Consider the following 13,909-nt stretch of genomic DNA (forward strand, 5'->3'; position numbering starts at 1 on the left):
GAACAGCAACTTCGGATCGTTATACGCCGAGCGACTTCAATTTGCGATGCAGGGCCGAGCGTTCCATACCGACAAATTCAGCGGTGCGGGAAATATTCCCACCAAAACGGTTGATTTGTGCCACCAGATAATCACGTTCGAACATTTCACGCGCCTCGCGTAATGGCAGCGTCATGATGTGCTGGTCACCCTGCGCCGCGATTCTGGGCAGCATATCGCCAATATCAGCAGGCAGCATGTCTGCCGAAATCGGTGTTTCGCCGCTTTCAGGACGCGCGAGAATCATCAGGCGTTCGATGTTGTTACGAAGCTGGCGGATATTGCCAGGCCAGTCATGTGTCTGAAGCACCGCCATAGCATCGTCACCGATCTTGCGCGGGCGAATGCCAGCCTGTTCGGAAATCTGACGCATGAACATATCCACGAGAAACGGAATATCCTCACGGCGTTCCGACAAAGCAGGCACCTTGACTGGAACAACGGCAAGGCGGTGGTACAGATCCTCACGGAACAACCCGTCGGCAATCAGCCCTTCCAGGTTATGCGCGGTGGAGGAAATGATGCGGACATCTACCTTCACACGCTTTCCGCCGCCCACACGCTCAAACTGCTGGTCCACGAGCACGCGCAGGATTTTGTTCTGCGTTTCGCGTGGCATCTCACCGACTTCATCGAGGTAGAGAACGCCACGGTGCGCTTCTTCCAAAGCGCCGACCTTGCGTGGTTGCCCCGGTAGGCCCTCGGTGCCGAAAAGTGCAATTTCCATGCGGTCCGGCGTAATTGTCGCTGCATTGAGGGCCACGAAAGGACCCGTCGCACGCGACGACTTCTTGTGGATCATACGTGCCACCAGTTCCTTGCCGGAACCGGAAGGACCGAGAATCATGATGCGGCTGTTGGTGGGGGAAACGCGGTCGATCGTCTGGCGAAGCTGCGAAACAGCAAGAGAAGCACCAATCAGTTCAACCGCATCCCCTGCCCGCTTTTTTAGCTCGAAAACCTCTCGCTTCAACTTGGAATTTTCCAATGCCCGCTCGGCAATCAGAATAAGACGGTCAGCCTTGAATGGCTTCTCAATGAAGTCAAATGCACCGCGTTTGATGGCGTTGACGGCCGTTTCGATGTTGCCATGACCGGAGATCATCACAACGGGAAGATCGGGATGCCGGCTCTTGATCTCATCCAGCAGCGCCAGGCCATCCAGCTTGCTGCCCTGCATCCAGATATCGAGAAATATCAGCCGAGGCACACGCTCGGAGATAGCCGCCAGCGCACTGTCGCTATCGAACGCCATGCGCGTTTCGTGGCCTTCATCGGACAGAATGCCCGCAACAATCTCTCGGATATCGGCTTCGTCGTCTACGACCAGAATATCAGACGCCATATGCAACTTCCTTGTCAATTTCGCTGGCCGCAACGTCGACATGCGGCAACAGCACTCTGATCATGGCGCCGTGGCCCTGATCGAAATCGGCGGGCGCATCATGCAACTCAAGATGACCACCGTGCTCTTCAATAATTTTCTTGACGATGGCGAGGCCAAGGCCGGTACCCTTTTCACGCATCGTCATATATGGCTCCAGAATCCGATGGCGGTTTTCCACCGGCAGGCCGCGCCCGTTGTCGATGACATCGGCGATGAAGCGGTTGTGTTCCGCATCAAACGATGCCCTGACCAAAATCCTTCCGCTGCGCGGGTTTTCACTCGCTTCAACGGATTCGATGGCCTCGGTCGCATTCTTGATAAGGTTTCCGAATGCCTGCCCCAACATCCGGGCATCGAACATACCTTCCAGAGGTTCATTGCCAAATTCGGTCGTGAACTTGATGTGCGCAGCACCCATTTCACGCAGAAACGCCGCGTCTTTCAGAATAGTTCGCAAATCCGACATCTCTTTGGTCGGCTTCGGCATCCGCGCGAAAGCGGAAAACTCATCTACCATCCGACCAATATCGCCGACCTGCCTGACAATCGTATCCGTGCATTGATCAAATACGGTGCGGTCAGCCTCATCGGTAATCTGCTTGCCGAACCGGCGCTTGATGCGCTCCGCGGAAAGCTGGATTGGCGTGAGTGGGTTTTTGATTTCATGCGCGATGCGCCGTGCAACTTCCGACCACGCTGTCGAACGCTGAGCGATAACCAGATCAGTAATATCATCGAGCGTGATGACATAGGATTCATGGCCATCGCGTGCATCTTCGCGCGTGACCTGAACGTTCAACGTGCGTTCCTTGCCACGCCTGATGATGTTGATCTGATTGCGAAAATCCATACGCGCCGAAGCGGTCGCCTCGGCAACGACCTGCTCGATCTCAGGTGCAACCTCGATCAGAGGCGACCCGAGCAATCTGTCTGAAGTGACGGCCAAAAACTCTTCTGCCGAAGGATTGGCGATGGTGATGTTGCGGTGCTCGTCGACGCCGATGACGGCAGCAGTCACACCAGACAGAACGGCCTCGATAAAGCGACGGCGGTTATCGATGTCATCCTTGGCATCGATGATTTCTTCCTGCTGGCTGCGGATTTCAGAAATCATCTTGTTGAAGGTTCGCGCAAGACGGCCAACGTCGCCGTCCACGGCACGGACAGGCACGAGTACATGCATGTTGCCCATCGCAACACTGTCTGCCGCACTGATGAGCAACCGGATTGGCCTCACGATACGGTCAGCAATCGCGATAGCCGTCCAGATGGCCGCGAGCAGAACAATCAGCGCAAAACCCAGGTATAGGATAGCGAATGCGATCTGCAACGGCGCGCGGCCGGCCTCCATCGCCTTGTATTCTGCGCGGTTCTCTTCCATCTGCCGCATCGCCGACATGACCTTGGGGTCGACAGCGCGCACAGTATAGAGAAAAGTCCCGCCTATTCCCTCAAGCTTGATGATGGCACCAACGAGATTGGTCACGCCCGGCGGGATAAGGGTCGGTTGACCAGCCGCAGCTTTTTCTAACGCATCGTGTGGGATGGCGGGCAATGGCCGTTCCGTCTTGATGTCGGCTTGCACCACCGCATCGCCGTCTTCCTGCACCAGAAACGCGCCTAGGAAACCGCGCCCTTTTGCCTGACGGGTGATCAATTCAACGAAACCGGTGCGATCCAAATAAAACAGCGCTCTGTTACGGTCGAGATCCGTCGCCATGGAAAGCGTTTGTCCCTGCAGATAACCTGCATTTTCCAGCATATAGGCCTGAGCAATGTTGCTAGACGAATCGACGATGGACTGCGTGCGAAGCGCAAACCAGCGGTCCAGTCCGACATTCAGCGTGATACTGGCAAAGATAGCGACAAGAACGGCGGGCGTTATGGCAACGATGGAAAACAGTGCAACGATGCGGACGTGAAGGCGGGCGGCGGCACGGCCCCGGCGTCTCGCTTTCATCAACCGGCCGATTTCACGACCGATCAAATACATCAATCCAAGCACGAGCAATGAGTTGAGGACTACGGAGGCAATCACAACATTTGTCGTTGGTGCAATCGGCGTCAGTCCCAACAGCACGAAAAGCGTCAGTGTTGCGCAGACGAGTGCGACACCTGCAAGCACAAGTCCCGGAAAAGCAAAGGACATGCGGCGGTCGGCGATCACTATATCGCCCGACGCCCGGTCAGACACCCTATCGGCGACAGGTTTGCGCATCGATCATATTTTCCTATGCCGCGATTTGAGGCGTCACAATCTTGAAAAAAGAGCTCGTTCGCATCAAAGCGAATCCAGCCTTCTCGTGTTTTTTAAGCAACACATTGTGGCGAAAATGCAACGACACATCAGAGGTTGTCAACCTCGTTTGTACCCTGTCCTGCAACAAGATTTACGGCACCGGTTACCAGCAGCGTGCCTTACACGCCTGTTACCGGACAGCATATCCGGCTGAATATCGATGCATTCCAGTCTTTGGCGAAAACGATGATGATCTCCATTACGAATCATCACAATAATGCTATCGGCAATCACAGGCCTGTGTGAGGGATGTAAACCGCTGCCATGCGGCCCCCGCCACGTATCATGAGTAAACCATCGTTCCGCGTGCAGACAGCAAGATGTAACCGCAGCCAGTGGCTGTTGTTGGCAACGATTTGAGAGAGTGTGGCCATGAAATCAAAAATGACGGTCGAAGACGGCATCAGAGCGGCAGGCGTCGGTGCTTTTCAGCGGCGTTTGTTCATCATATTTGGGCTGGTTTGGGCAGCCGATGCCATGCAGGTTCTGGCAATCGGCTTTAGTGCGCCATCCATAGCCGTCAGCTTTGGTGTTAGCGTTCCACAGGCGCTACAGACCGGCACAATGTTTTTCTTCGGAATGTTGATCGGCGCCTTTGTTTTCGGACGTTTGGCAGACAGGATCGGTCGACGGCCCGTCCTGTTCATGGCCATCATTCTTGATGCAATTTTCGGCGTTGCTTCCGCATTCGCACCCGATTTGCAATGGCTGCTGGTGGCGCGTTTTCTGACCGGTCTTGGAGTTGGCGGAACACTCCCCGTCGATTATGCCATGATGGCCGAGTTTCTGCCGTCCGATCGGCGTGGCCGCTGGTTGGTCATGCTTGAAGGCTGTTGGGCGATAGGCACTGTCGCGCTTGCCCTTTTGGCGCTTGTTGCTGGCACACACGGCGGTGAAGCATGGAGAACGATCTTCTTCGTAACCGGCATTCCAGCACTTATCGGCATTGTGCTGCGGTTCTATGTTCCCGAATCTCCTTTCTATCTTAACCAGCAGGGCCGCTCCGATGAGGCGCGAAGGGTTCTGCAACGGGTGGCAAAGGATAACGGCCACAACACCGAAATTCTGCCGCTTGCGCCGCAGGTACCACAGCGCAAAGCATTCAGCGCGTTATTTTCGGTTACTCTCCGCCGCCGCACGATTTTCCTTATGCTGGCATGGATGCTGATTTCTGTGTCCTACTATGGCGTGTTCGTCTATCTGCCGATCAAGCTGGCGGCCGATGGTTTCGGCTTCGTGCGCGGTCAGGTTTTCCTTGTTATTCTGGCTATTGCGCAGTTGCCCGGTTATGCGCTGGCGGCCTACGGCGTCGAGAAATGGGGGAGAAAGCCCACATTGATCGGGTTTCTATTGCTGAGCGCCATTGGGACTCTCGGCTACGGGCTTGGGCAATCGGTCGAAATCACGGTGGCCGCGACGTTGCTATTAAGCTTCTCACTGCTTGGCACATGGGGCGCGATCTACGCATTCACACCGGAACTCTATCCCACGACATTGCGTGCCAGCGGCATGGGAATGGCGGGGGCGGTTGCGCGATTCGGGGGATTGCTGGCCCCGTCTATCGTCGCTCCACTCATGGCAGCCAACTTCGGGCTGGCTTTGGGCGTCGTTTCCGGTCTGCTGGTCGTTGCCGCTGTCAGTGTCTCGCTTATCGATGCGGAATCGAAAAATCAGGCTTTGGAATAAGGACTTAGCTCTTGTTCCACCGATAATGTCGGGGTCCGCTCACGTTTCGATATATTCGGTTACTTTAAATGACTTTCCATATGGGCCGACTGCGTTCAAGTAGTGCTCAATATATGTCGGGTTCACGGCCCGAATCCCCTTTTGAAGAACTGAGCACATGAAAAACCCTATCGCGCTGGAGAACATCTCCAAAAACACAGTGTTTCGAAAAGGCGACGTCTTCGTTCTGTTCGGCGAGTTGTTCGGACGAGGCTACGCGACCGGCCTTCTCGACCAGGCCCGGAAAGCGGGGATGCAGATCGTGGGAATTACCGTCGGGCGGCGTGACGAGAACAACGCCCTACGTCCGCTCACAAGCGAGGAGCTTCTGGACGCTGAAACACGACTCGGCGGTAAGATCATCAACGTCCCGCTGATGGCTGGATTTGATCTCGATGCGCCAGAGGGTGGCCGCACCCCGACTGATCTTTTGGCCGGGCTGACGCTGGAGAGCTGGGAGCGTGAAAAGCTCGATTGGGATTACATCGATCAGTGCCAGGCCATAGCGACAAAGCGATTTACCGATTCGGCAGCAGAAGTCATGACCATTCTCGATGGTATGATTCCCGCTGGCCGCAACGTCTTCTTTGCCCACACCATGGCTGGCGGTATTCCCAAGGCCAAGGTTTTCCTGGTTATAGCCAACAGAATCTATAAGGGCACCGGCGCTCGTCACATGTCTTCGCAATCGTTGATCGACAGCGATATGGGCAAGCTGATTCTCCGCAACTTCGATGAGGTTTCTGCCAACACATTCGGCCATCTCATAAACGCCAGTGCAGCCATTCGTGAACGCGTCGAAGCGTCCGGCGGTCAGGTGCGGTACACGGCTTACGGTTATCACGGAACGGGTATCCTGATCGATGGTGAATACCGTTGGCAGACTTACACCAATTATACCCAAGGCTATGCCAAGATGCGTCTTGAAGGCATTGCCGAGGCTGCATGGGCGGAAGGTATCAAAGCTTCTGTCTATAACTGCCCTGAAATCCGGACCAATTCCTCAGATGTGTTCACAGGCATCGAGTTGCCTCTGATCCCGCTTCTTCTTGCTTTGAAGAAAGAAGATGGCGGTCAATGGGCAGATGAGCAGTGGCGTGCATGCGAAGCGCTTCTGGCTGATGGATTCACGCTGAACGACGTCATAGCAAAGATCGCCAAACTGCAAGCCAGTGACGTGATGGTACCGTTCTACGATTTCTCGTCGTGGCCAATGCCCAACAGCCAGACACAGGCTGACCTGACCATTGGCACGTCCAACGAAATCACCGCCATGCACCGCGACAGCAAAACGTTGATTAGCGATCTCTTGAGCTCACTCGTGGTCGAGGCGACGGGCAAGCTGATTTTTGGCGCTTCGTCTCAGCCAAGCGGTCCCGTTCAATGGCTCAACCACGATGTGGTCGCGCGTTGCCTCAACGCATCTCACGGAGATCAAGAGCGGGCTGCAGATAACTCTGAAGCAAGACAGACGGCAGTCGCTTGATCCATAAATCGAAGGTGTCACTCCTTCGAACCTCAATATAAAAAGCCACCCGTGCGGACGGGTGGCTTTTTTGTTCGTTCGGACTTTTATGATCAGGCTGTTCGTGAGCTTCGATAGACGGATACGCCGAGCTCACGGATTTTCTTGCGTAGGGTATTTCTGTTCAGGCCCAGAAGATCGGCTGCCTTGATCTGATTGCCACGTGTGGCCGTCAGAGCTGCTAGAATCAGCGGATACTCCATTTCTCGCAGAACACGATCATACAGGCCGGGTGGCGGCAGGTTTTCACCGAATCCGGAGAAGTAATCGCGCATATTTTCCTCAACGGCCTGCGATATGGTCAACGAACCATTTCGCACTGCCGTCCGGTCGATGGGGCTGTCAGGCACGTCGGATTGAAGCTCCTGATCGATGATCTCGCGCGTGATCACTTCCTGTGGATAAAGCGCCATCAGGCGGCGGATGAGGTTTTCCAACTCACGCACGTTGCCGGGCCAGGCATAGGCCTTCATCAGTTCCAGCGCTTCGGTTTCAAATCGCTTGCCCTCGAGACCTTCCTTTTCTCCCGTCTGGATGAAATGACGAACGAGGTCTGGAATATCTTCCGCACGGTCCCGCAGTGGCGGAAGACGCAATGGAACGACGTTCAGTCGGTAATAGAGGTCTTCGCGGAACAGACCCTGATTGATCGAGGTCTTCAAATCCTTGTTGGTCGCGGCAACGATGCGAACATCAGTGCGGATCGGCGTGCGCCCACCAACGGTCGTATATTCGCCTTGCTGCAACACGCGAAGCAGCCGTGTCTGCGCATCCATCGGCATATCGCCAATTTCATCGAGAAAAAGCGTTCCACCTTCGGCTTGCTCAAACCGGCCGGTAGAGCGGTTCTGCGCACCGGTGAAGGCACCCTTTTCGTGGCCGAAGAGTTCCGATTCGATAAGGTCGCGCGGAATGGCGGCCATATTGATCGCCACGAACGGGCCATTTCGGCGCTTGCCGTAATCATGCAGCGCCCGTGCCACGAGTTCCTTGCCGGTGCCGGATTCACCGGTGATCATCAGTGTCAGATCCGTCTGCATCAAACGCGCCAGCACACGGTAGATTTCCTGCATCGCGGCAGAGCGGCCCACCAGCGGCATGCCATCCTGCATGTCATCATCAAGCTTGGCCGGCTTGCGTTTCGGCTCCGACAAAGCGCGCCCGATGATGGCGATCAGTTCCGTCAGATCGAAGGGCTTTGGCAGGTAATCATAGGCGCCTTTTTCCGAGGCCTTGATGGCTGTCATGAAGGTGTTCTGAGCACTCATCACCAGCACCGGCAGGTCGGGACGCGCCTTCTTGATGCGGGGCAGAAGGTCGAAGGCATTTTCATCCGGCATAACCACATCGGTCACGACAAGATCGCCCTCACCTGCCGATACCCAACGCCAGAGCGTCGCCGCATTCGAGGTAATCCGCACATCGTACCCGGCACGGCTGAGAGCCTGATTGAGAACGGTACGGATGGCCGCGTCGTCATCGGCCACGAGAATCGTTGCTGTCATCGTTTAGATCCTGTCGGGTTCGGCAAAATGCTGTCTTCGGCCGCAACCTCGGGCGAAACGGGCATCAATACGCGGAATGTCGTGCGATGGTTCTGGCTGTCACACTCCACGATGCCGCCATGTGCACCGATGAGTTTTGCGACAAGGGCAAGACCAAGGCCGGAACCATTGGTCTTGGTGGTGATGAAGGGATCGAATAGGTGCGGCACGAGATCCGGCGGAACGCCGGGACCGTTGTCATGCACACAGAATTCCAGCGGCAGCGAGATACGCTCGCGAGTGCCTGCCACGGATAGACGGATGCCCGGACGATAGGCCGTCGTCAGAATGACCTCGCCATCCTGCTGATTACCCACGGCTTCTGCGGCATTTTTTACGAGATTGAGGAAGACCTGAACCAGCTGGTCCCTATTGGCATAAACCGGAGGCAAAGACGGATCGTAATTTTCGCTGATCTTGATGTTGCGCGCAAAACCGGCTTTGGCCACCGCCTTCACATGATCGAGCACCGAGTGAATATTGATCGGCATGCGATCTACTGGACGTTCATCGGAGAAAATTTCCATGCGATCGACCAGCGACACGATGCGATCCGTTTCATCACAAATCAGCCGCGTCAGCGCCCGGTCCTCGTCGGGGACGGATGTTTCCAGCAATTGTGCAGCACCGCGAATGCCTGAAAGCGGATTTTTGATCTCGTGTGCCAGCATGGAGGCAAGACCGGTGACGGAACGCGCGGCGGCGCGGTGCGTCAGTTGCCGGTCAATCTTGTCTGCCATGGACCGTTCCTGAAACACCACGACGACCGAACCCGGCTCGCTGACGACAGGCGCGACATAGAGATCGACCAGCTTGTCCTGTCCCAGGCGCGGCGACGACAGATCGACGCGATATTCATTGACCGGCGCGCGACGTTCACGCACCTGATCGATCAACGCCAACAGTGGGCTACCGAACGGGATGAAAGTGGAAATGCGGTAGCGCGCCAGATGCGTCGCACTCGCCCCAAAGAAGGCCTCTGCCTCCCAGTTGGCAAACGCTATGAAGCCTTCACTATCTACAAGAATAACCGGATTTTGCACGGCGTTGAGAACGGCCATGGCCAATACGTTATTGCCACCAGGTGGTGCGGTGTCAGCGCTCATGCGGCTTTCCTCGCCGCAGAGCTTTCCGCGCCCTGTTGGAGGGCAGACCGCAGTAACGCTGTCACCTGCCCGGTGTTTTTGGATGTCATGATGTCAACCTTGTCGTCTGTCTTCATGTCCGGCGCAAACCGGTCCAGATACCATCCGAGATGTTTGCGCGCATGACGAAGCCCTGCCTCAATGCCGTAAAATTCCAGCATCAATTCGTAATGTTCGACTGCTATGTCGGCGATTTTCTCAAGCGGCGGTGGGGCATGACCTGCCAGAACTGCGGGCAACCACGGCTGCCCTTGCGCCCCTCGCCCCACCATCACGGCATCGGCACCGGATCGACGCAGGATTTCCGATGCGTCGACTGCCGTTTCCACGTCACCATTGGCAATCAGCGGTATTGAAATCACGTCACGCACAGCCTTTATCGCATCCCAGTCCGCACGCCCTTCGTAAAACTGCATGCGCGTGCGGCCATGAATGGTGATGAGCTTGACACCGGCGGCCTCTGCTCGGGCAGCGATCTCCGGCGCATTGATGGAACTGTCATCCCAACCCAGCCGCATTTTGAGCGTTACGGGAACGTCAACTGCTTTCACCGTGGCTTCGATAAGGCTAAGTGCGTGGTCGGGCTCGCGCATCAGCGCCGAACCGGAGTAACCACCCGTAACCTTCTTGGCAGGACATCCCATGTTGATGTCGATGATCCCTGCACCATTATCCGCTGAGATTTTTGCTGCTTCCGCCATCCAGTGCGCTTCACGGCCGGCAAGCTGAACCATATGCGGAACCATGCCTGCATTTTTCAGGCGCGCCCAGGATTCTCCACGGTTGGCTACGAGTTCGCGGCTGGCAACCATCTCGGTCACAACGAGGCCTGCGCCAAACCGCCAGGCAAGCTTTCGAAATGGCAGGTCGGTCACACCTGACATGGGTGCGAGCACCGCTCGGTTGCGAACGGTGACGGTGTCGATCTGAAATGGGTCTGACAACGTCGGAATCATCAAATGGTGAACTTTCATGCATTTTTTAAATATGCATTATTTTTAGACAGTGTTTATGCGCTTGCCAAGCACTTTCGTTGACATATTGGTGTGTTTTTTCGATTTCCAATTTTGCTGCACCTCGGTGCTCTATGCAGAGAAATCGATGACAAAGCCCGCATATAAAGGCTTGCTTTCTCGCTGGCCATTCGTTTTTTAAAACGCTAGACCACCGGTGTAAACCTTTGAAGAAATGCGGAAACAACATAGGTTCAATGCAGGAAAGCGCTATGAAAATCGGTATCGTCATTGTGGCGGCAGGACGAGGTGAACGCGCGGGCGCACCAGAGGAGGGTCCGAAGCAATACCGTCTCATCGGTGGCAGGGCTGTCATCGAGCACACACTCGAATGCTTTCTGGAATGGCAATCAGCTGCTGATATCGTCGTCGTTATCCATCCCGACGACGACGCGTTGTTTGAACCTATCGCCAAAAGGCTGAATGCTGGCAGTCGGCTGAGCAGTGTGGTTGGCGGCCAAATGCGCCAGCAATCCGTTCTGGCCGGGCTGAAATCGCTGGAAGGTAAAGGCATCACGCATGTCATGATCCACGACGCTGTTCGCCCCTTTATCGATGCCGATCTTCTCCGGCGCATCGCGGATGCGCTTGCTGACGGCGCAGACGCCGTGCTGCCTGCGGTTCCGGTCGTTGATACGTTGAAGCGTGGCCAAGACGGCCTTGTCGGAACCACCGTTTCGCGCAGCAATCTCTACGCGGCTCAAACACCACAATCGTTCGATTACCCTTTAATTCTCAAAGCTCACACGGATGCCGAAACATCGGGGCGGACAGATTTCACCGACGACGCCGCGATTGCCGAATGGGCTGGTATTCCGGTAAAACTGGTTGAAGGGCTTGTCGACAATATAAAACTGACTTTGAAACGGGATATCGCCATGGCCGATGAGAAGCTTGTCCACACTCTGCCTGATGTGAGAACCGGCAATGGGTACGACGTCCACCAACTGGTACCAGGCGATGGCGTGACCCTGTGCGGCATATTTATTCCTCACGATCAAAAACTGATGGGTCATTCGGATGCCGACGTGGCGCTTCATGCGTTGACCGACGCCTTGCTGGCGACCTGTGGTGCCGGTGATATCGGCGATCATTTTCCGCCATCCGATCCGCAATGGAAAGGTGCCGCATCGCGCATTTTCCTTGAGCATGCTGCAAAGGTCGTGCGCGGCAATGGCGGCACGATCATGAATGCAGATGTGTCCTTGATTGCTGAAGCGCCGCGCGTGGGTCCTCACCGGCAGGCCATGCGCGAAAATCTTGCGGATATTCTCGGCATCTCGCTTGATCGCTGCTCGGTGAAAGCCACCACGAATGAAACCATCGGCTTCGTCGGTCGTCGCGAAGGTATTGCAGCAATTGCAACTGCAACAGTGGTCTATCGGCAGAGGCCCGCATGAGCCTGTTTCCGCCTGATATCGAGGAGCTAGCACAAAAACTAGTGTGGGACTTCACCAGCCGGGGACATATGGTTTCGACGGCAGAAAGCTGCACGGGCGGGCTAATTGCCGGTGCGCTGACGGAAATCGCAGGGTCTTCCGCCGTGGTTGACCGCGGCTTTGTGACCTATACCAACGACGCGAAGATGGACATGCTCGGCGTTAGTCCCGCAACGCTGGGGATGTTCGGCGCCGTCTCCAAGGAAACGGCGCTCCAAATGGCGCATGGCGCGCTCTATCGCTCGCGGGCGGAATTTACCGTCGCTGTCACCGGGATCGCCGGGCCGGGCGGCGGTTCCGCATTAAAGCCGGTCGGGCTTGTACACCTTGCTGCAAAGCGGCGGTGCGGTCACATCATCCACCGTGAAATGCATTATAGCGATATCGGGCGCGATCAGGTTAGGCTGGCAACAGTCCGAACCGCGTTTGAAATGCTGATCGAACTGTCTCAATCCGTATAAATCTTGTCCGCCCTTGCTTCGAAGGCTTCGGCAAACATGCGGAATGCCCGGTCGAACATCGAGCCCATGAGGGCTCCCAGGAGGCGGCTTTTGAATTCATAATCGATGAAAAAGTAGACTGAACATCCGCCGCCTTCGGCAGGTTCGAAACGCCATCGGTTGTCGAGGTATTTGAACGGACCGTCCAGATACTTTACATCAATGGCCGACTCCTCAGGCTTCAGCAGAACCTGCGTCGTGAAGGTTTCCCTTATGGCCTTGTAACCCACCGTCATATCAGCCACCAACAGGGTCTTGGTGTCTCGCTCTTTTCTGGAACGAACCGTCAAGCCGTCGCAAAGCGGCAGAAATTCGGGATACTTCTCCACGTCGGCAACGAGATTATACATCCGTTCGGGAGAGTGCTTGACGGGACGGCGTGTTTCAAATTGTGGCATGAAGCGCAATTAATGCGCGGAGATGATAAGATCAAGAAGCTCACGCGCCTGTGCTCTGGATTTTACCTGAAATATTGGCACTTGCGGCCCATAAAGCTCGAAGCTCCGGAGGAATACCGGCGCGTGGCGCTTTTCGAAATTCCAGATGTAGCTGAGGAAGTCCCAATTCGGTAAAGGTTCAGGGCAACCGGCCGCCATAGCGGGACGAACAGTTCCGTAGTTTCTTGCGACCCTCTTTGCGACACCAATCAGGCAAGTCACGCGCGGCAGCCTCATCCAAATGACGATATCCGTTCTCGGTAAACGCAATTCGAATGTGGAAGGACCGGAGCCGTCCAGAAGCCAGCGTTCACGGCAAACGATATCTTCGAGGATACGACGCTGCTCGCCGACCTCGCGCTGAGTCCAGCCGGAAATCCACCGTACGTCTCTATCAATCGAAAAGTACTCCAGGTTCCTATGGGAAGCCAAAGCCTGAGACAGCGTTGTTTTGCCCGCTCCTGAAGAACCGACAACCATGATCCGAGATGCTTTGGATACCAGTGATGCGGCTTCCTTGATATCGGTTATGGCAACCATCCTCTCCACCCTTGCATAGCAGTTTGCACAAATTGACTATTGCAACCCGACGGGGCTCGGCGTTATTTAGCAACAACAGCGATTGCAGCCTTGGGATGCAACAGAACAATTGAGTGATACGATGGACGACTTTGCCAACATCATCAACCTCCTGGAATCCGCAAAACAGCTGGCATCCATGAACAGCATGCCGATGCTCGCCTATCTCATCGATGTCGCCAAATGCGAGGCACGCGAGAACAAGCCTGTGTTGCGCAAGCGCAAGCGCGGCGAATCGACCGTGAAGCAGGAAGCCGAAGCCTGAGATATTGGCTGA

At 55.6% G+C, this 13,909-nt stretch carries 12 protein-coding genes; 5 read left to right on the forward strand and 7 right to left on the reverse strand.

What is annotated here, in order from left to right:
* Positions 1–19: 19 nt before the first annotated feature.
* Positions 20–1,384 (reverse strand): nitrogen assimilation response regulator NtrX, encoded by a 1,365-nt coding sequence (gene ntrX / locus ATO67_RS01030; protein WP_067643069.1) that lies wholly within the window; start codon positions 1,382–1,384, stop codon positions 20–22.
* Entirely contained in the window at positions 1,374–3,644 is a 2,271-nt protein-coding gene (locus ATO67_RS01035) for a sensor histidine kinase NtrY-like (RefSeq protein WP_067643072.1), read from the reverse strand. The genes ntrX and ATO67_RS01035 overlap by 11 nt, the downstream gene beginning before the upstream one ends.
* Positions 3,645–4,097: 453 nt before the next feature.
* Between ATO67_RS01035 and ATO67_RS01040 the strand changes: the two genes are divergently transcribed.
* Positions 4,098–5,411, forward strand: coding sequence for an MFS transporter (locus tag ATO67_RS01040; RefSeq protein WP_067643075.1), 1,314 nt, complete (start codon positions 4,098–4,100; stop codon positions 5,409–5,411).
* Positions 5,412–5,568: 157 nt separating this feature from the next.
* A complete protein-coding gene (locus ATO67_RS01045; RefSeq protein WP_067643077.1) occupies positions 5,569–6,936 on the forward strand; it encodes an enoyl ACP reductase FabMG family protein in 1,368 nt (455 codons plus the stop codon).
* A gap of 92 nt (positions 6,937–7,028) precedes the next feature.
* On the opposite strand, the gene ntrC is transcribed toward ATO67_RS01045, so the two are convergent.
* The 3 genes from ntrC to dusB are packed head-to-tail and all read right to left on the reverse strand — an operon-like array spanning position 7,029 to position 10,638.
* Positions 7,029–8,480 carry a nitrogen regulation protein NR(I) gene (gene ntrC / locus ATO67_RS01050; RefSeq protein ID WP_067643079.1) on the reverse strand — a complete coding sequence of 484 codons (1,452 nt, stop codon included), beginning with the start codon at positions 8,478–8,480 and terminating at the stop codon, positions 7,029–7,031.
* The gene (locus ATO67_RS01055) at positions 8,477–9,625 is read right to left on the reverse strand and encodes a two-component system sensor histidine kinase NtrB (protein ID WP_067643082.1); all 1,149 of its coding nucleotides are present in this window, start codon (positions 9,623–9,625) and stop codon (positions 8,477–8,479) included. Before ATO67_RS01055 ends, ntrC begins: the two co-directional genes overlap by 4 nt.
* Positions 9,622–10,638: a tRNA dihydrouridine synthase DusB gene (dusB, locus tag ATO67_RS01060; protein WP_067643085.1), complete on the reverse strand. Its 1,017-nt coding sequence runs from the start codon at positions 10,636–10,638 to the stop codon at positions 9,622–9,624. The genes ATO67_RS01055 and dusB overlap by 4 nt, the downstream gene beginning before the upstream one ends.
* A gap of 251 nt (positions 10,639–10,889) precedes the next feature.
* On the opposite strand from dusB, the gene ATO67_RS01065 reads away from it, so the two are divergent.
* Both ATO67_RS01065 and ATO67_RS01070 read left to right on the forward strand, forming a co-directional pair.
* Positions 10,890–12,077: a bifunctional 2-C-methyl-D-erythritol 4-phosphate cytidylyltransferase/2-C-methyl-D-erythritol 2,4-cyclodiphosphate synthase gene (locus ATO67_RS01065; RefSeq protein WP_067643088.1), complete on the forward strand. Its 1,188-nt coding sequence runs from the start codon at positions 10,890–10,892 to the stop codon at positions 12,075–12,077.
* Complete coding sequence (locus tag ATO67_RS01070) at positions 12,074–12,577, forward strand: CinA family protein (protein WP_067643091.1); 504 nt, start codon at positions 12,074–12,076, stop codon at positions 12,575–12,577. Before ATO67_RS01065 ends, ATO67_RS01070 begins: the two co-directional genes overlap by 4 nt.
* Here ATO67_RS01070 and ATO67_RS01075 read toward each other — a convergent pair.
* The gene (locus tag ATO67_RS01075; RefSeq protein WP_067644174.1) at positions 12,565–13,014 is read right to left on the reverse strand and encodes a type II toxin-antitoxin system RatA family toxin; all 450 of its coding nucleotides are present in this window, start codon (positions 13,012–13,014) and stop codon (positions 12,565–12,567) included. The two genes, ATO67_RS01070 and ATO67_RS01075, sit on opposite strands and share 13 nt — an antisense overlap.
* Before the next feature lie 9 nt (positions 13,015–13,023).
* The gene (locus tag ATO67_RS01080; protein WP_067643094.1) at positions 13,024–13,593 is read right to left on the reverse strand and encodes a EutP/PduV family microcompartment system protein; all 570 of its coding nucleotides are present in this window, start codon (positions 13,591–13,593) and stop codon (positions 13,024–13,026) included.
* Between the two features lie 121 nt (positions 13,594–13,714).
* On the opposite strand from ATO67_RS01080, the gene ATO67_RS01085 reads away from it, so the two are divergent.
* Entirely contained in the window at positions 13,715–13,897 is a 183-nt protein-coding gene (locus ATO67_RS01085) for a hypothetical protein (protein ID WP_045230436.1), read from the forward strand.
* Positions 13,898–13,909 lie beyond the last annotated feature (12 nt).

Source organism: Agrobacterium bohemicum, assembly GCF_001562555.1.
Lineage (GTDB): Bacteria > Pseudomonadota > Alphaproteobacteria > Rhizobiales > Rhizobiaceae > Agrobacterium > Agrobacterium bohemicum.